Source organism: Burkholderia sp. Bp8998, from assembly GCF_003854235.1.
Taxonomy (GTDB): Bacteria; Pseudomonadota; Gammaproteobacteria; order Burkholderiales; family Burkholderiaceae; genus Burkholderia.
The window spans coordinates 84,255-101,534 of sequence record NZ_QTQF01000009.1; the positions used below are offsets into that span (position 1 = coordinate 84,255).

Sequence of the window (17,280 nt, forward strand, 5' to 3'; positions counted from 1 at the left end):
CACCCTTCCTTCTTCAGTCGAAATCACGCGGCACCGGCACGATGCCGCGTGTCTGCCTTCCCCGTTTGACGCCGGCGGTCTACGCCGCCTTCGCGTGTCGTTTTCTTATCGTCCCGGCCAATTCACCGCTGCGGCCATCGCATCCGTTGCCGGCCGCCCGTCCGCCGCTTCGGCGGGCGCACCCGTCCCGCGCAGCCGCGCGATGCGCACCAGACTGCGGCGCAGGTCCGCCAGCGTCACGGGCTTGGTCAACACGCATTCGACGTTCGATGCCGCGTAACGCCTTGCATCGTCGGGCGCCAGATGCGATGCCACGACGATCATGTCGCACGGCAGTGCGCGCGCATGGACGGCTTCCGCCAGCTCACGGGCCGACATGTCGGGCAGGTCGGCGCCGAGCAGCAGCACCTCCCATGCACCGTTCGCCAGCGTATCGAGCGCCGCCGCGCCGGACGACACGCAGCGGACCGTACAACCGAGCACGTCGAGCTGCTCGCGGAAGATCGACCCGTTGACCGACGCATCGTCGGCGACCAGCACGCGCGGCACACGCGGGCTGGAAGCTGACGCAGGTCGATCGTCACCGGCTTCGCCCGTCGGCTGGCGCCATTGCTCGGCAGTCGCGACGCGCGCCTGCTCGATCGCCGTGCGCAGCCCGTTCAGCGAATAGCTCGACACGCGGATCGCGCGGCCCGCGACGTCCGGCTTCAGCGGGCCGTCCGGCGTTGCCAGCACGACCGGCGTACCGCCGCCGAGGGTGTCGAGTTCGTCGCGCCGCCATTCGTCGGAATCACCGAAGAGCACGATCGCGTGCGCACGCGCGAGGCACCCGGCGGCAATCCCGATCGGACTCGGATGCATCGCGACGTCGAAACCCCATGCACGCAGATGCGGAAATGCGAACGCGCGCCACGCGTCCTCCGGTGACACGACGATCAGCGTCTGGCCGGCGCCCGTGCCGGCCGGGGATTTCGGCGCAATCCCCATGCGCAGCGGCAAGCGCACGGTGAACAGGCTGCCGATGCGCGGTGCGCTGTCGACCGAGATCGTTCCACCCATCGCCGCGACCAGCCGATCGCACAGCGCGAGCCCGAGCCCCGTGCCGCCGTAGCGCCGGGTGATCGACGCGTCGACCTGCGAGAACGGCTTGAACAGCCTGGCCTGTTGCGCGACGTCGATCCCGATGCCGGTATCGTCGATGCCGATCGCGAGCTCGGGTGCGCCGCGCGCGTCGTGTCCCACCGCCACGCGCGCGACGATGCGCCCTTCGCTCGTGAACTTGATCGCGTTGCTCAACAGGTTGCCGACCACCTGCGCGAGCCGCGTCGGATCGCCGCGCATCCGCTGCCCACCGCTCGCATCGATATCGGCGAACAGCGGCAACCCTTTCGCCTTTGCAACCGGCGAGAATGCCGCGAGCTCGCGCTCGATCACCGCGATCACATCGAACTCGATCGACTCGACCGACATCGCACCGGCTTCGATCTTCGAGAAATCGAGAATGTCGCTGACGATCGCGAGCAACCCCTCGGCCGATGCGCGCACCGTCCGTACCCGGCTCTGCTGCGAGACATCGAGCGCCGTGCGTTCGAGCAACTCGAGGTTGCCGAGGATCACGTTGAGCGGCGTGCGGATCTCGTGGCTCGTCGCGGCGAGAAACGACGACTTCGCCGCATTCGCCGAATCGGCCGCGCGCACCGCTTCCTCCAGCTGATGCACGAGGCGGCGCTGCGCGGTGGTGTCGGCGAATATCGCGATCAGCACGTCCTCGCCCTGGTAACGCGCGCCGTGCGCGATGATGTCCAGGTGCAGCGGCGCGTCGCCATCGGCGTCGAGCACGAGCTCGGTCATCATCGTCCGGCCGGCCCCGCCGTTCGCGATGAACGCGTCGTATTGCGCCAGCACCTGCGCGGTCAGCGCGTGGTGATCGCCACCGTGCGGCACGAGCATTTGCGTCAGTGCGTCGCTCTCGAGCATGACGCGCCGGTCGGACAGCGACACGAGGCCGATCCCGACCGGCGCCATCGCGATCACGCTGCGGCACAGCGCCTCGCTGTCGAACACGCGTGCGGAGCGTGCGTAGACCGGCAAGAGCACGCGCCGGTGGAATCGCACGAGCAGCAGCCACATCACGGCGATCGCGACGAGCGTCGACGCTGCCAGCGCGCCGGCCTGCACGCCGATGCCGGCCACCACGTCAGCCCACGACAGCGCGTAGGCGATCGTCCAGCCGGTTGCCGCGAGCTTGCTGCCGAACACGATCGCGCCGTCGCGAAAGCGCGGCTCGCCGGACGCCTGGCCGCCGCGCGCGACGTCGAGATTCAACAAGCGCTCGGTCAGTGCGTTCGTGCGCTCGACGCCGGGATCGATCGCGATCAGGCGGTTGTCCGTCGACGTGATGAAGAACGTGCCGACCGACGCACGCCCGGCCAGCCATGACAGCAGGTAGTCCGGCGCGTACTCGGTGACCAGCACCGCGAACGGCGCGCCGCCGGCACGCGCTTCGGCGGCAATCCGGATGCGCGCCTGCCCGGTCACGGGATTGATGTAGGGCGGCAGCCAGCGGACGTGCGGCCGGCCGTCGGTCGGGGCCGGTGCCAGGCCGTCGAAATCCACGTGCAGCGCCGCGAGGACGCGCGCGCGCGCCTCGGCCGACGCGAGCGCGGGGTTGTCGCGCGCCAGATGCGGCACGAAGCCGAAAAGCCCCGTGCGCGTGCTGTAGTGGTATCCCTCCAGCGTGCGCCCGCGATTGAGCGAGCTCGCCGCACAGATGCGCGACAGCATGAACGACAACGCGAGGTAGCGCGCCACCTCGTCTCGCTGCGCGGTCTGGCCCGGCACACCGATCACGAGCGACGGGTAGGGCTTGATCGCGAGCTGCTGGCCGTTGGCGAAGAAGTCGTTCACGACGCCTGCCGGCGCCGCGCGGAGTTCGCGCCAGATGAGCTGCGTATTCGCGACGCCGTTGCGGAACGAGTTCTCGGCCACCTGAACTTCGTCGACGGCTTCCTCGACGCCGTTCAGGAAATTGCGCCGCTCGCCGTCCAGGTAGCCGTAGACGATCGACGTGATCCCGAGCCCGCAGGCGATCAGGATCAGGATCGTGACGACGATACCGCCCCCGAACATCGAAATGCTCTGGTAGCGGCGAATGGACTGAAGCGTGCTGTATGACATGGTTCGGCGTGACGGCGCTCCGGGTACGGACACGCGGCAGATTCCCTGCCGGGCCGGGCGTCACGATGGATACATTCGGGATAGCGATATCCCGATCATGCCAAACGACATGGTGAAAATCAGTCGTGCATTATCCTTTTAGTACACGTCTGATTGGTTTTGATTCTTGTTTTGAACTTGAACGAATCTTCGTGGTGAAATCGCGTGCGGGGATCGATCCGATTGGACAAGTCGTGCGGTCGACGTGGCGCAGACACGCGCGCACACGAAATACCGCCGGCAAGCCGGCGGCAAAAGATGCGTCCACATACGACGTGACGCACCGGTGGCACCCGTACAGTTCGCCGGCTTGAAGTAAAACGACGCCGTCGCGATCGGCGGCGTGGTGCCGAGCGCGATATCGCATTGCGTGCGCCCTTTCCAGTCCTCCTCGTCTTCCTGCTTCGCCTGGCGCGCAAGTTCGAGCAGCTTTTTCGCGGTCGTCCGAATCGCTCTTCTTTTGATAGGAAAACTGATCTTCATGGCGATCGGAACACGCTGTGTCATCGCGGATCCGCGTGTACCCGGCTTGCGCGCGGCGAGGCGAATACAATTCACCCACGCCGACGCGCAGTCCAAGGCTCTCTCAGGCTCTCTTCGAATCGTTCAGTCACGCGCTGGCTGCCGCTTTTCGCTGGGCCGACTGCGGTCGACACCGGCCTCCAAACCTGACGCAACAAACAATAGTGACGTGGTGAGCAATAATAATGGAGAAAAATGGCATGTCAAGATGATTCGCGATTTCAGAGTTTGCATATCGCGTCACTTTTGAATATGCTCTTCGTCGCTAAAACCCAGGAGACCCCGTCGAGATGTCCAATAGCGAGCAGGCCAACGTCGATCTCATTACCGCCACCAAGGTGCACGATCTGCTGACGCGCAACGGCATTCCGCCGCGCAGTCACAACACGACGATCGCGAACGTGCTGGGGCTCAGTTTCTCGGTCGTCACGCGCAAGATGAAAGGCCTGATCCCGTGGAACCTGTCGCAGTTGCAGGACATCGCGACGCACTTCGGCGTGCCGCCCGCGATCCTGCTCGACGACAAGGGCACACAGCCGGCCGCCGCCGAGATGATCGACGCGACCCTCGTGATCGAGTCGCGCCGCTTTCGCTGCCGCGCGGCGATCTCGGCGAAGGCCAGCAGCCAGATCGAAACCGATTTCGTCGCACTGCAGTGGCAGGGCGAATGGATCGTCACCGAACGCCAGCATGCGCGCGAAGGCCGCCTCTATCCGGTCGACGTCGTCGAACTGCGCTCGAGCCAGCCGACCGTGTACGCGGCGCGGATCGCGGTGGTCGACGATTCGCAGGACGTCGCGGAAACCGTGTGCGAATACTTCATCGAAAAAGGCGTGAACGCGATTCCGTACCATGACGGCGCATCGTTCCGCAAGGCGCTGGAGGTCGAGGATTTCGACGGCTACATCCTCGACTGGATGCTCGGCGACCAGACGGCCGCCGAGCTCGTGCGCGGCATCCGATCGAGCGAGAACGGCGGCGCGCCGATCTTCCTGCTGACCGGCAAGATCTCGACCGGCGAAGCAAGCGAGGACGAAATCGCGCACATCGTGTCGCACTACAACGCGCGCTGCGAGGAAAAGCCGGTGCGCCTGCCGATCCTGTTCGCCGAAGTCGCGCGCGAACTGAAGATCACGCCGCCGGCCGCCACTGCCGCCGCCGCGAGTTGAGACCACGACGAACACCGACCACCACACGAACACGACCAAGGGAAAGACATGCGAGTTTCGACCATCTGGATCAAGAGCCTCATCACGGCCGGCCTGCTCGGCATGGCTGCCGCGAGCTGGGCCGCGTCATTTACGTTCACCGTCGACGGCAAGATCGGCCGCAGCAACCAGCCCGGCAAGACGATGTTCGTCTTTTCCGAGCAGGCGCTGATGGCGCTGCCGCAATACACGATCGTCACGTCGACGAGCTGGACGCCGAAAGCGACCTTCACCGGCCCGCGTCTCTCGGACGTGCTGAAGACCGTCGACGCGCACGGCACGCAGATCGAGTTCCGCTGCATCGACGAGTACACGTTCACGATCCCCGTGACGGACGCCGACAAGTACGGCGTGATCCTCGCGCGCACGATGAACGGCAAGGTGCTCGGCAACGACAACTACGGCCCGCTGTGGATCATGTATCCGCGCGACCAGTATCCCGACGAGCTGAAGACGCCGCTCGGCGAAGCCAAGTTCGCGTGGCAGATCATCGGCCTGACCGTGAAGTAAGCGGGCGACATGCAGCGCAGGCGGTGGAAGAACAGAAAAATCATCCTGGTCCTGGGATCGCTGTGGATCCTGGGATTCGCCGCGTGGGCATTCCTGCTATGGGACCTGCTCGCGACGTCGGTCAACGAGGGGGTGCTCGAAGGGCCGCGCGAAGGCGTGTTCTGGACCGCCGCGCAATACCGGAACGCCTACACGCGCTTCGACCGCCAGCTGATTCTCTACGCGACGCACGTGGACGACGACTTCGACCACGTGCAGATGCAGCTCGACAGCCTGTCGGTGTCGTTCGGGTTCCTGCAGCGGCCGTCCGAGGTATCCGAATACTGGCTGCGCATCCCGCGTGCACGCGCCGAGATCGCGGTGCTCGGCGAATTCATGGCACGCCTGAAGCAGAAGGTGCCGCTATTGCGCGATGCACCGAACGATGCGCCGCGCATGATCGACGAGGTCAACGCCTACTGGCCGAAAGTCAACGGCCTCGCGAACTACTTTCGCGCGATCGAGATGGCGCAGCGCGACTTCACGTTCCATCAGCTGAAGGAAAAACAGCGCGCGATCCTCTCGCTCGGCATCATCCTCGGCGTGATCCTGTGCGCGCTGTTCCTGCTGCTGTTCTATACGATGCGCACGCGCGACGACCTGCTCGAACGCCAGGATGCGGCACTCGAGGCGGAGCGCAAGGCATCCGATCGCGCGTTCGAGATGATCGAGGCGAAGAACGCATTCCTCGGGATGGTCAGCCATGAACTGCGCACGCCGCTGCAGGCGATCTGCGGATCGATCGAGATCCTGCTCGCGCGGCCGCAGTCCGATGCGAACCTGAAGACGATCCGGCGGCTGCAGAATTCCGCGTCGTCGCTCGAAGCGCTGGTCAAGGACCTGACCGACTACATCAAGCTGCGCTCGACCAAGCGCCTCGCCGAAACCGAAACGGTCGGCATGGCATCGCTGCTCGCCGAAGTGCTCGATCCGCTGCGCGCGAAAATCGCGGCCAAGCGGATCGCGGTCGCGCAGCGGGTCGAGCCTCGCGACCTCGCGATCCGCTCCGATCGCAAGCTGTTGCGCCAGGTGCTGTCGAACCTGATCGAGAATTCGGTGAAATACACCGTCGACGGATCGATCGACGTATCGATCATGCTCGTCGACGCGCCGGCCGGCCGGCAGCTGAAGCTCACCGTGCGGGACACGGGCGCCGGTATCGCGAAGCAGCATCTGTCGAAGATCTTCGAGCCGTTCTACCGCGCGAACGACGCGGTCGGCCTGCATGTGGACGGCATCGGGATGGGGCTCGCCGTCGTGCGTGAAATCGTGACGACGCTGCGCGGCCATGTGGACGTACACAGCGTCGTCGGCGAAGGCAGCGAGTTCGTCGTGACGCTGCCGGCGGAGGTGCCGAATGCCGGCGAAACGGCCGGCGACGCGCCCGCGTGGCCGGCCGCCGCGACGCCTCGCAACCGCCGCGCGCTCGTGGTCGACGACAACGACAACGCGCGCGAAACGCTCGGCGCGATGCTGTCGGCGCTCGGCCTCGACGCCGATCTGTGCGGCACCGGACAAGAAGGCGTCGCGCGTTTCGGCGACGCGCATTACGACCTCGTCGTGCTCGATCTCGAATTGCCGGACCTGAGCGGCTTCGAAGTCGCGCATCGCATCCGGATGGTCGCGCAACCGGATGACGACGGAAAGTTTCCGTCGATTCTCGGCGTGAGCGCGTACGAATCGGCCGCGCTGCGCGAGAACCAGCGGGTGTTCGACGAATTCCTGCCGAAGCCCGTTCACCTGCGCGAACTCGGCGCGCTCGTCGAGAAGCTGCTCGGCTGACCGCGACGATGATGCGAGCCGCGCCCGCTTGCTTTCCCCCGCTTACTCGCCGATCAGATGCAGCACGATGTCGCGCCGATGCGCGGCGCGACGATGCTCGAACAGGTAGATGCCCTGCCAGGTGCCGAGCACCATGCGTCCGTGCTCGACCGGAATCGACAGCTGCACCTGCGTCAGTGCCGTGCGCAGATGCGCGGGCATGTCGTCGGGCCCTTCGGTGTCGTGCTCGTAGCGCGTGTCGTCCTCGGGCGCGAGCGTCGCGAAGTAGCGCTCGAGATCGCGCTGCACCGACGGATCCGCGTTCTCCTGGATCAGCAGCGACGCGGACGTATGGCGGCAGAACACGGTCAGCAGCCCGGTGCGGATCGCCTGCTGGTCGACGAATGCACGCACCTGCGGCGTGAACTCGACGAGGCCGCTCCCGCGCGCGTCGACGCCGATGTGCGTGATGGCCTGTTGCATGATGACGACCTCAGGCGAATGCGGCGAAGCCGTCGGCTTCGATCTGCTTTGCATCGGCGGGACGCACGACGCGCGCGAGCTCGACCCCGTCGCGCAGGAATACCAGCGTCGGCCACAGCTTCACGCCGAACGACCGGCCGAGCGGCCGGCCCGGGCCATCCTCGATCTTCAGGTGCCGCACGGCCGGATGCGCGGAGAGCGACGCGACGATCGCGGGCTGCGCGCTCGCGCAGATCCCGCACCAGTTCGCGCCGAATTCGATGACGGTGATACCGGCCAGTGCGTCGACTTCCGCGCGCGTCGGCGCGTTGGCGGTGTAGCGTTGCTCGATGTCCATCGGGGCCCTCGTATGCAATGCAATGGCGGGACGTGGCCGCCGCGATGCGGCCAGTGATCTCCTACTCTAGCGGAAAAGCCCGCGCGATGCCGACGGTGGCGGACAGCGCGGCGTAGCTCGCCGGTGCGGCGCGGCCGGCCGGATGACGATCGGATAAGATACGGCCCGATTGGCCCATGACCGAACCGACGGAGTGTTTCAGTGATTCAACCGACCCAAGTATTCAAGGACAACCTCGCGCAACTGCCGCCCATCGACGGCATCGCACGCATCGATCTCGTCGGCGCGAACGGCGACGTGGTCGCGAGCATCGAGAACCAGCCGGGCAAGCAGGGCTCGCTCGCGGTGTACCACTACCTGAAGCAGGCATTCGGCACGCTCGACGCGAAGGCCGCCGAACACGGTCTCGCGGTGTTCGCGGAGCACACCGCCGACGCACGCAACCGCCCGGGTGCGCACCCGAACGTCGATCGTCTGCTGGCGATCGTCGACGGTGGCGAAGCATTGCGGATCGACGTGATCGCGAAGGCCTGAGTCCACGTGCGGCGCATCGCTGCCCGGCCGTTTGCCCGCCGCGTCGCATCGCTCGCGATACTCGCGTGCGTCATGCCCGGTGGCGCGGCATCGGCCGAGGCGCTGCGTACGGCGTCCGATATCGCCGGTGCATCGCTGGTTGCGCTCGGCGCGCTGCCGCGTTCGCCCGAGAACGGCACGCTCGACGCGTTTTGTGCGCAATATCGCGCGAAGACCACAACCGCGGCCGGCCGCGACGTCGCGAAGCTCGGCTGGATCGTGACGTCGGAAGCGCCGCTCGGCCGCCATACGGTCGTCACGTTCGCGAGCGGGTTCAAACCGGGAACCAGCGCGATCTGCGTTGCGCGCAACGCGAACATCGGCGTCTTCGACGGCACGACGCTCATCGCGCTCGGCTATACGGCGCGTGCGGCCGGCTGGCAGCTCGGCTCGGTCGAGCCGCTGGAAAGCGGCGCGCTGCTGGTCTGGGGCGGCGAGGGTCCGTCGGCGCCCGTCGGCGAGCTGCGCGAAGAGAACGGCGGCTTGCGGCTGACCGCGGTCGCGGCGGAACGCACGTACTGTCACGGCCGTGCGGTCGTGCCCAACGTGTACGGCCAACCGCTCGACAAGGCGCGCAGGATCCTGATCTCGCATGGCTGGCAGCCGCTGCGCCCGCACGAGAAGCCGGACGCGATGGATGGCGCGGCGACGCTCGCGAAGCACGGGATCATCGAAGCGGAAGCGTGCTCGGGCACCGGCATCGGGTATTGCGCACTGCGGTATCGGAGCGCGGCGGGCGTGCTCGGTGTGACGACGGCCGGCGGCGAGCCGGACATGCCGTCGGCGAATACCGTGATCGACTATCAGGTGGCTTGCAGGAAGCAGTGACCGGCACGGGGCGTCGCGTCGGCGCGTGCGCTTGGTTCGCGCGTGATCGCATGGCATGCGTGCGTCGGCACGCCGAAAACGACGCGCATCCGTTGGCGATCGGCTGCACCGGCCCATCGAATCCTCGGCCGTTCGGTCGATTGACCCGCGCCACACGCGCTCCTAAACTGACCTCCCTTTCACGCCGCTCCGGCTCAAAGGGACTTCCATGATCGACCTCTCCACGCTCGCGCTGTTCTCCGGCGCATGTCTCGCGCTGACCGCCACCCCCGGCCCCGACATGCTGCTGATCGCGTCGCGCAGCGTGAGCCAGGGCCGCCGCGCGGGGTTCGCCACGCTCGCGGGCATTCAGGCCGGCACCTACTGTCATGCGCTCGCGGCCGCGCTCGGACTGTCGCAGCTCTTCGTCGCGGTGCCGCTCGCCTATGACGCCGTGCGCTTCGCGGGTGCCGCATATCTGCTTTATCTCGCGTGGAAGACATTCCGTTCGGATGCGACCGCGCTGTCGCCGGTCGCGTCGCCGCGCCGCCATGCGACCGCCGCGATCTTCCGCCAGGGCCTGACGACGAACCTGCTGAATCCGAAGATGGCGCTGTTCGTCCTCGCGCTGTTCCCGCAGTTCGTGCGCCCGGAGCATGGCTCGATCGCCGTACAGATCCTCGTGCTCGCGACGGTGCTCAACCTGATCGGGCTCGTCGTCAACGGTGCGGTGATTCTGTCCGCGAGCCGGTTGAGCCAGCGGATCGGCGCGCGCCGTCGGCCGTCGAAGCTGCCGCAGTATCTGCTCGGCACGGTATTCGTCGGGTTGGCCGCGCGGCTCGCGGTGGCGGGGCGGAATTGACCCCGCCGGCGCTTCCGGCGGGCGCCACCTGCACCGACATCGAATCGCACACCTCGCCTGATTCAGGTCGCCCGAACCCAGTCGGGCACCTTCTTCCTGATCGACCTCCCCGACAGACGTAACGACGCTTCGAACGTCCGTCCGGCCGTCTGCATCCGCAGTCGCGGCCGGATATCGCACTTGCGCCGACATAACATATTTGTTACTATGCTGGTCAACTCATACGAAATTCAGTTCTTCAATACGCGCGTAGAGACAGGAGTCGTCACGTTACCGACGACGCTGCTTGCCCGTTTTTTTGCGCTTGCCGATCGCATGGAGCAGTACGGTCCGAATCTTGGCGAACCGCACACCCAGTCGATGGGAAACGGGCAATACGAAATGCGGCTGAAGGGCGCTGAAGGTATCGCCAGAGTGTTCTACTGCGCAATCGTCGACCGGCGTATCGTCATGCTTCACTGTTTCGTGAAGAAGACGCAAAGGACACCCCGGAAAGAACTGGAAATCGCACGCCGTCGACTCAAGGAGGTCCAGGATGGCAACGTATAAGGAACTGCGCGAGCGTGCATTGTCCGATCCGGAGGTGCGCGCCGAATACGAACGACTGAACCGCGAAGAACTCGCACTGCTCGACGTGATGCTGGCTGCCCGGCGAGACGCCGGCCTGTCGCAAGCCGACGTGGCCGAGCGCATGGGCACGAAAGCCCCCGCTGTGACGCGACTCGAGCGCGCGCTCGCAACGGGCCGGCATTCACCGTCCATCGATACGCTGCGCAAGTACGCGGCAGCGTGCGGCAAGAAACTCGTGATCTCGTTCGCTTGATTCGTCGTACCCGGCCGCCCGTCGTTTGAGCGGCCGGCCATCGCCACTGCCGTTCAAAATCCGGAAAGTGGCGCGTGCGTGCGCAATCGTCAGCGATTCGCGCCGAGCGCCACACGCAGCCGCTCCATCAGCCGCGTGTAGTGCCGCACCACGTCGGCCTTGTCCGTCACGTTCGCGGTCGAGAACCGCTCGGACCACGCCGCCTTCCATTCATACGTGCCGTGCACGCTGCGGTCGCCGTCCGGCGCGTGGATCAGCGAACGGATCCGCGCGTCGCGCCCCGGCCCCGTATGCATCTCGAACAGCGCGTGGATGAACGTGTGATACGCGTCGTACACGTCGTCGTCGAACAGGTAGCGGTAGATGTGGAACGTGCGATCCAGCTCGCGCTTCGCGCGGATCACGTCGTCCGGCGAGATGTCCTTCCAGTAGCCGATCCACGTGTAGAAGCACAGCAGCGCATTGAGCTGCGGCGCGACCGTGTCGTACAGCGTGAGCCGCTTCTCGATCAGCCGCTGGTTGGTCCACTGCACGAGTTCGAGCCGCTTCAGCCGGCGCGCGACGAGCCAGCCGAGACACGCAACCGACAACGGCGTCAGCACGCCGAGCACGAGCTTGACGATTTCCAGCGAATTCCACGGATTGTTGAATGGCTGCATGAATGGCTCGACAAGAAAAACGCACCGGACGGCGGGTCACGTCGCGCGGCGCGCGTGTTCGTCGATCGCTTCGCGATTGACCGTTAGTTGCTTGCACATCGAAGTCGCATCGTGCTGCAGCCGGTGCGCGGCGAAGCGGCTGGTCCCGCCAGTGTATCGGCCGATTGTCACCGGCTGGTGACGATTCGCGGAATCGTCGTCGCGCGCCCGCGCCGCGTTACGTCGGCAGCGCCGACGTGAGCTTGACCTTCTGCATCGGAATGTCGGTCTTCACGCTCAGCACGCCGGGGATGCGCGTCAGGTATTCCATCTGGAAGCGCCGGTAGTCGTCGATGTCGGCGGCCACCACGCGCAGCAGGAAATCGCAATCGCCGGCCATCAGGTGGCACTCGACCACTTCCGGCATCTGCTGAACGGCCTCGGCGAAGCGGTTCACGGATTCCGCGTCCTGCCCCTTCAGCCACACGCGCGTGAAGATCGTCAGCCCCTTGCCGACCTTCGCCGGGTTCAGCACGGCCACGTATTTCTCGATCACGCCCGCTTCCTCGAGCAGCCGCACGCGCCGCAGGCACGGCGACGGCGACAGCCCGACCTCGTGCGCGAGCTCCACGTTCTGCATGCGGCCGTCGCGCTGCAACGCGCTCAGGATCCGCCGGTCGATAGCATCCAGCCTCATTGGCATCCAATTCCAAAAAAATTGCAAATCACTCGTTCAATGCCAAATTCTCCGGAATATTGATCCGCAACGCAACCCGATTCGAGTCAAAAAAGCAGACAATCCTCCTCCCCCGAAGGAGGAGTAATGAGCAGTAGCGTTTCAACGTCGTCCGGGCTTCGCGACAAGCCCGCCTATGTCGCCGAGATGGGTCGCGGATTGCGCGCGGCGCTGCCCGTCATGCTGGGTTTCGTGCCGTTCGCGCTGGTGCTCGGCGCGCAGGCCGCGCAAAAGGGGCTGAGCGTGTTCGAGGTCCCGATGATGACGGGCCTGAACTTCGGCGGCGGCTCCGAATTCGCGGCGATCCATCTGTGGACGTCGCCGCCGCACATCGCGCTGATCGTCGCGATGTCGTTCCTCGTGAATTCGCGCCACATCCTGATGGGTGCGACGTTCGCGCCGACCATCCGTCACCTGCCGCGCCGCCGCGCGTTCGCGGCGCTGTTCTTCATGTGCGACGAAAGCTGGGCGATGTCGCTCGCCGACGCGCGTTCGCGCTCGGCCACGCACATCAGCGTCCCCTATTACGCGGGCGTGTGTTCCGGGCTCTACCTGACGTGGATCTCGATGACGACACTCGGCGCGGCGGTCGGCCCGACGATCGGCAACGTCGAGCAGTACGGCTTCGACATGGCGTTTACGGCCGTGTTTCTGGTGCTGCTGCGCGGGATGTGGAAAGGTGTGCGCGCGAGCCGTCCGTGGTTCGTGAGCCTCGTCGTCGCGGCCGCCACGCACCTCGCCGTGCCCGGCGCGTGGTACGTCGCGGCCGGCGCATGTGCGGGACTGATCGCCGCGCTGCTGTGGGAGCCGCGCGATGCTGCCTGATTTCGCGACGGTGGCGACCATCGTGTTGATGGCGTCGACGACCTACCTGTCGCGCGTGCTCGGCTACGTGCTGCTGCGCAACCGCACGCTGAGCCCGCGGATGGCATCGGTGATGGAGAACGTGCCCGGTTGCGTGCTGATCTCGGTGATCGCGCCGGCCTTCGTCTCGACGCGCCCGGCCGACCTGCTCGCGCTCGCCATCACGCTGGTCGCGGCGACACGCCTGTCGATCCTGCCGACCGTCATCATCGGCGTCGTGTCGGCCGGCCTGCTGCGGCATCTGCTCGGGTAATCGGATCGCAGTTCCGGCCCGCCGCCCGAGCGGCACATCGAACCGGAAAACGGGCGCGCCATGCGCCCGTTTTCGCATCCACGCGCAGGCACGGCACGGCATGACACGAGATGCGCCGCACCGGGAGTCATATCAGCCTTGCGGGTGTACCCGCGATGCCTTTCCCCTCTCATTGCCCACCTGCGAGGATCGTCCCGATGCAGGAAACCCGCCCGCTGTTCGACCGCGTCCTGCTCACCAACGACGACGGATTCGACGCCCCCGGCCTTGAAGTGCTCGAACAGGTCGCCACGCAACTGGCGCGCGAAGTCTGGATCGTCGCGCCGGCGGAAGACCAGAGCGGCACGTCGCATTCGCTGAGCCTGCACGAACCGCTGCGCGTGCATCGCAAGGGCGAGCGCCGCTTCGCCGTGCGCGGCACGCCGGGCGATTGCGTCGCGATCGCGGTCAGCCACCTGTTGACGTCCCCCCACTGCCTAAAGGCAGGGGATTCCCACACCTGGCGACGCACGTCCGCATCGGAGAATGTTCATAGCAGCGTTGGTATCACGATCATGCACGACTCCACAGTCACTGCAGGCCCACTCTCTTACTCGCAGTCCCGCGATACCTCTCGGCCGCGTCGTGCTGTCTTTCGACCCGCACGCCGAACAGGACTGGGTCGAACCGCTTTCGTCCACTTTGTCGAACGTGACTCCGTGCGCGATCGCCTTGTAACGGAGCTTGTTTCGGAAGGACGACCAGGATGCGTCGTAAACGCTCTTCGCCATCCTGGTTCTGGCGAGCTTCGCGACCGACACGTTGCCGACCGCGATGTAATCGAAGCGCCGCACCAGATCGAGCGCGAGCTTGTGCTGGAAATCGGCACGGGCATTCGCGACCTTGGCGTGCAGCTTCGCGATATGCCGCTTGTGCTTTCGCGCCCGTTGCGCTTTCGCGAGCTTCTCGGCCGCGCGTCGGCCGAACCGATCGTTAGGCAGCTTCTCGCCCGTCGAAAGTGTGGCGAAGTCTTTCAGGCCGAGATCGATACCGACACCCGAACGGATCGGGTGAGCCTGAACATCGGGCATCTCGATCACGATGTTGAGAAACCAGTTGCCCCGTGCGTCTTGCGCAAAGTTGGTTCCGTCCTTGATCTTTCCGTCGGGAAGCGGTCGGCTATTGAATACGCGAAAGGTGTTGCCGGCAAAGCGAAACGCATCACCCTCGCGCTTCAGGTCTCGGCCCTTCAGCGGCACCCAGCCCAGCGACTTCCTGCCGCGATAGCGCAGGTAGGGCCGACGGCACTGGCTGCGCGACTTCGCGTACTGCTCGCACGTTGCATTGACCGTGCCGGAGTGGATGCCGAGCGCCTTGCTGCTGCCGGTCGTCAGCACGTTCAAGTCGAAACCCGTCGGCCACTTCTTGCTCCACTTGAGCGCGTGCTTCTGCGTATCGTGGCAGAAGTTCCAGACGTAGTTCACCGCGCGGCTCTGCTTGTTAAGCAGTCCGTTGAGCGACTTCACCCGGTAGCGGTAGACAAGGATCATGCCGGTGATCCTAACCTGTGGAAGAAGCTGCCTGTCAACAGCACTCCTTTCCTCCCCGCCATGCGCCCCGAAGGAAGTCCCCTTGGGGGAAATGGCGAGGTTTCTCGGCGCAACTGATGAAAGATGCACGGCCCGACTTCGTGCTGTCCGGCGTGAATCGCGGCGCGAACCTAGGCACCGAAACGGTGTTTTCCGGCACGGTCGGCGCCGCGATGACGAGCATGCTGGTCGGCGTGCCGGCGATCGCGCTGAGCCAGGCGTTCAGCGACCGCAACGCGGTGCCGTGGAATACGGCGCGCACGCACGCTCCGGACGTGATTCGCCGGCTCGTCTCGGCCGGCTGGGACAGCGACGCGTGCCTCAACGTGAATTTCCCGGCGCGGCCGGCCGACGACGTGCGCGGCCTGAAGGTGACGAACCAGGGCGCCGGCACGCTGCAAGGCGTCGACATCGTGTCGGGGCGCGATCCGCGCGACATCGAGTACCACTGGCTGAAGCTGGCGCGCGCACCGCGCGACGACGATGCGGATTCGGAAACGGTCGCGCTCGGCGAAGGCCATATCGCGGTCACGCCGCTGAAGTTCGAGCGCACGCACGACCATGCGCTCGCGCGACTGCGGTCGAGCCTCGGCTGAGCGGCGCAATCGGCCCGTCGCGAAACCGGCAGGCGGCTTCGCCTGCCGGCGCGCATGCCCCGGCACAAGGCAGCCGCGCCGCCTCACCGCACCGACCGCATCAACCGTCCGCGGTCACGTCAGGTTCAATCCCCCGTCGAGCATCACGATCTCGCCTGTCACGTAATCCGACGCGACGAGCATCGCGACCGTCTGCGCGACGTCGTCCGGCGTCGCCGCGCGGCGCATCGGCGCGCGCTCGCGCCACAGCTGCTGCGCGTCGGTCCATTCGGCGGTCAGCGGCGTATCGACGAGCCCCGGCGCGACCGCATTGACGCGAATCGCCGGCGCGAGCGTGCGTGCGAGCAAGCGCGTCGTGTGATTGAGCGCGGCCTTCGCCGCCGCATACGGAATCGACGCGCCCTTCGGCCGCACGCCCGCATGCGAGCTGACGTTGACGACGCAACCGGCGCGCCCGCTCGACGCCGCCTCGAGCAGCGCCGGCTGCGCTTCGGCGACGAGCCGGAACGGTGCGATCACGTTGATCTCGTGCATCTCGCGCCACACGTCGGGTGTCGCGGCGGCGAGATCGTCGTGCGGAATCACGCGGCTGACGCCTGCATTGTTGACGAGCACGTCGAGGCGGCCGTGCACGGCGAGCGCGTCACGGATCAGCCGTACGCGTTCCGCATCGTCGGCGAGATCGGCCTGCACGTAGGCCGCGCCGAGCTCGCGCGCCATCGCGCGCCCCGTGTCGGCGGAGTTGCGCGAATGCAGGATCACCGCGTAGCCGTCCGCCGCCAGGCGTCGCGCGATGGCCGCGCCGATCCCCGACGTCGATCCGGTGACGAGCGCGACAGGCCGATGCACGCGCGACGCGCGCGGCTCGGCGATGGTTTCGGTTTCAGGTTCCGTTTCGGAAATCGGGGCATTCATCGGCGGATGCGGCGTGTCCATGGCGTGGAATCCTGTCGGTGGCGTTCCCGCATCATAAGCATGACGACGGCCGATGCGGATGCGTGCCGTCTACGGCCGTTTCGGCAGCTCGACGAAATCCTCGAGCTCGCCGGCGATGTAAAGCCGCTTGCCGATTCTCGGGTATTCGCAGACGTCGTGTTCGAGGCGCTGGCCGAGGATGAACAGTTCCAGCGGCACGTCGCCGGTATTCTGCAGCGTGTGTGCGTCGCCGCCACGCGGAAAGCCGAGAAAATCGCCCGGCCCGATCTCGCACGTGCGTTCACCGATCGTGGCCGTGCCGGTGCCGGACAGCACGTACACGCATTCTTCCTCGTACAGATGACGGTGATATTCGGCCGATTCGTGACCGGGCATCAGCGTGAGCAGGTGCGCGCCGATCTGCGTGAGGCCGGTCAGGTCGCTGAGCTGCCTTTTGAGGCGAACGGCATTGGGATTGAGCGAATGCACCGCGCGTGTCGGTTCCATCTTCGCGATGTCGGCGGCTTTCAGCAGTTCCCGGGGAGGTGTCGTGGACATGGGGATCTCGT

Annotated in this window: 19 protein-coding genes and 2 pseudogenes; 12 read left to right on the top strand and 9 right to left on the bottom strand. The window is 66.1% G+C overall.

All coding sequences use genetic code 11. From position 1 onward, the window contains the following. Window positions 1-105 precede the first annotated feature (105 nt). Both DIE06_RS12155 and DIE06_RS12160 read right to left on the bottom strand, forming a co-directional pair. A complete protein-coding gene (locus DIE06_RS12155; RefSeq protein ID WP_124661632.1) occupies window positions 106-3,177 on the bottom strand; it encodes an ATP-binding protein in 3,072 nt (1,023 codons plus the stop codon). 138 nt (window positions 3,178-3,315) lie between these two features. Further along, the gene (locus tag DIE06_RS12160) at window positions 3,316-3,723 is read right to left on the bottom strand and encodes a hypothetical protein (protein ID WP_124661633.1); all 408 of its coding nucleotides are present in this window, start codon (window positions 3,721-3,723) and stop codon (window positions 3,316-3,318) included. Window positions 3,724-4,028: 305 nt separating this feature from the next. On the opposite strand from DIE06_RS12160, the gene DIE06_RS12165 reads away from it, so the two are divergent. Genes DIE06_RS12165 through atsR form a run of 3 tightly spaced genes read left to right on the top strand, consistent with a single transcriptional unit; the run spans window position 4,029 to window position 7,277 of the window. After that, window positions 4,029-4,907 (top strand): helix-turn-helix domain-containing protein, encoded by an 879-nt coding sequence (locus tag DIE06_RS12165; protein ID WP_124661634.1) that lies wholly within the window; start codon window positions 4,029-4,031, stop codon window positions 4,905-4,907. Window positions 4,908-4,955: 48 nt separating this feature from the next. Next, window positions 4,956-5,456, top strand: coding sequence for a molybdopterin-dependent oxidoreductase (locus DIE06_RS12170; RefSeq protein ID WP_124661635.1), 501 nt, complete (start codon window positions 4,956-4,958; stop codon window positions 5,454-5,456). Window positions 5,457-5,465: 9 nt separating this feature from the next. After that, the gene (gene atsR / locus DIE06_RS12175) at window positions 5,466-7,277 is read left to right on the top strand and encodes a hybrid sensor histidine kinase/response regulator AtsR (RefSeq protein ID WP_124661636.1); all 1,812 of its coding nucleotides are present in this window, start codon (window positions 5,466-5,468) and stop codon (window positions 7,275-7,277) included. A gap of 42 nt (window positions 7,278-7,319) precedes the next feature. Here the strand turns inward: atsR and DIE06_RS12180 are convergent, their stop codons facing one another. Together DIE06_RS12180 and DIE06_RS12185 are read right to left on the bottom strand one after the other, a co-directional pair. Then, window positions 7,320-7,739, bottom strand: a complete 420-nt coding sequence (locus DIE06_RS12180) for a secondary thiamine-phosphate synthase enzyme YjbQ (protein ID WP_059605044.1) — start codon at window positions 7,737-7,739, stop codon at window positions 7,320-7,322. Between the two features lie 10 nt (window positions 7,740-7,749). Next, on the bottom strand, window positions 7,750-8,076 hold the full coding sequence (locus DIE06_RS12185; protein ID WP_124661637.1) for a thioredoxin family protein: 327 nt from the start codon (window positions 8,074-8,076) through the stop codon (window positions 7,750-7,752). A gap of 201 nt (window positions 8,077-8,277) precedes the next feature. On the opposite strand from DIE06_RS12185, the gene DIE06_RS12190 reads away from it, so the two are divergent. The 5 genes from DIE06_RS12190 (at window position 8,278) to DIE06_RS12210 (ending at window position 11,141) form a co-directional block, all read left to right on the top strand. Beyond that, window positions 8,278-8,610 (top strand): DUF2322 family protein, encoded by a 333-nt coding sequence (locus tag DIE06_RS12190; RefSeq protein WP_124661638.1) that lies wholly within the window; start codon window positions 8,278-8,280, stop codon window positions 8,608-8,610. A gap of 72 nt (window positions 8,611-8,682) precedes the next feature. Then, window positions 8,683-9,477, top strand: coding sequence for a hypothetical protein (locus DIE06_RS12195; RefSeq protein ID WP_260433608.1), 795 nt, complete (start codon window positions 8,683-8,685; stop codon window positions 9,475-9,477). A 208-nt stretch (window positions 9,478-9,685) separates the two neighbouring features. Next, on the top strand, window positions 9,686-10,318 hold the full coding sequence (locus tag DIE06_RS12200) for a LysE family translocator (RefSeq protein WP_124661640.1): 633 nt from the start codon (window positions 9,686-9,688) through the stop codon (window positions 10,316-10,318). A gap of 207 nt (window positions 10,319-10,525) precedes the next feature. Next, window positions 10,526-10,867 carry a type II toxin-antitoxin system RelE/ParE family toxin gene (locus tag DIE06_RS12205; RefSeq protein WP_124661641.1) on the top strand — a complete coding sequence of 114 codons (342 nt, stop codon included), beginning with the start codon at window positions 10,526-10,528 and terminating at the stop codon, window positions 10,865-10,867. Further along, on the top strand, window positions 10,854-11,141 hold the full coding sequence (locus DIE06_RS12210; RefSeq protein WP_124661642.1) for a helix-turn-helix transcriptional regulator: 288 nt from the start codon (window positions 10,854-10,856) through the stop codon (window positions 11,139-11,141). The genes DIE06_RS12205 and DIE06_RS12210 overlap by 14 nt, the downstream gene beginning before the upstream one ends. A gap of 89 nt (window positions 11,142-11,230) precedes the next feature. Here the strand turns inward: DIE06_RS12210 and DIE06_RS12215 are convergent, their stop codons facing one another. Together DIE06_RS12215 and DIE06_RS12220 are read right to left on the bottom strand one after the other, a co-directional pair. Further along, window positions 11,231-11,800, bottom strand: a complete 570-nt coding sequence (locus DIE06_RS12215; protein WP_124661643.1) for a hypothetical protein — start codon at window positions 11,798-11,800, stop codon at window positions 11,231-11,233. Between the two features lie 217 nt (window positions 11,801-12,017). After that, on the bottom strand, window positions 12,018-12,476 hold the full coding sequence (locus DIE06_RS12220; protein ID WP_060153484.1) for an Lrp/AsnC family transcriptional regulator: 459 nt from the start codon (window positions 12,474-12,476) through the stop codon (window positions 12,018-12,020). A gap of 126 nt (window positions 12,477-12,602) precedes the next feature. Between DIE06_RS12220 and DIE06_RS12225 the strand changes: the two genes are divergently transcribed. From DIE06_RS12225 to surE (DIE06_RS12235), 3 genes and pseudogenes are all read left to right on the top strand, one after another. Then, window positions 12,603-13,340: an AzlC family ABC transporter permease gene (locus DIE06_RS12225; RefSeq protein ID WP_124661644.1), complete on the top strand. Its 738-nt coding sequence runs from the start codon at window positions 12,603-12,605 to the stop codon at window positions 13,338-13,340. Further along, window positions 13,330-13,632, top strand: coding sequence for an AzlD family protein (locus tag DIE06_RS12230; RefSeq protein ID WP_409364497.1), 303 nt, complete (start codon window positions 13,330-13,332; stop codon window positions 13,630-13,632). Before DIE06_RS12225 ends, DIE06_RS12230 begins: the two co-directional genes overlap by 11 nt. Before the next feature lie 197 nt (window positions 13,633-13,829). Further along, window positions 13,830-14,093: pseudogene (gene surE, locus DIE06_RS12235) on the top strand (5'/3'-nucleotidase SurE); the annotation flags it as partial. 15 nt (window positions 14,094-14,108) lie between these two features. Here surE (DIE06_RS12235) and DIE06_RS12240 read toward each other — a convergent pair. Continuing rightward, window positions 14,109-15,161 carry an RNA-guided endonuclease TnpB family protein gene (locus DIE06_RS12240; RefSeq protein ID WP_124661645.1) on the bottom strand — a complete coding sequence of 351 codons (1,053 nt, stop codon included), beginning with the start codon at window positions 15,159-15,161 and terminating at the stop codon, window positions 14,109-14,111. 107 nt (window positions 15,162-15,268) lie between these two features. Here DIE06_RS12240 and surE (DIE06_RS12245) point away from each other — a divergent pair. Beyond that, window positions 15,269-15,796, top strand: a pseudogene (gene surE, locus DIE06_RS12245) (5'/3'-nucleotidase SurE); the annotation flags it as partial. A gap of 114 nt (window positions 15,797-15,910) precedes the next feature. Here the strand turns inward: surE (DIE06_RS12245) and DIE06_RS12250 are convergent. After that, window positions 15,911-16,732: an SDR family NAD(P)-dependent oxidoreductase gene (locus DIE06_RS12250; protein ID WP_124661646.1), complete on the bottom strand. Its 822-nt coding sequence runs from the start codon at window positions 16,730-16,732 to the stop codon at window positions 15,911-15,913. Window positions 16,733-16,801: 69 nt separating this feature from the next. Continuing rightward, on the bottom strand, window positions 16,802-17,269 hold the full coding sequence (locus DIE06_RS12255) for a cupin domain-containing protein (protein WP_059685155.1): 468 nt from the start codon (window positions 17,267-17,269) through the stop codon (window positions 16,802-16,804). Window positions 17,270-17,280: the final 11 nt, after the last annotated feature.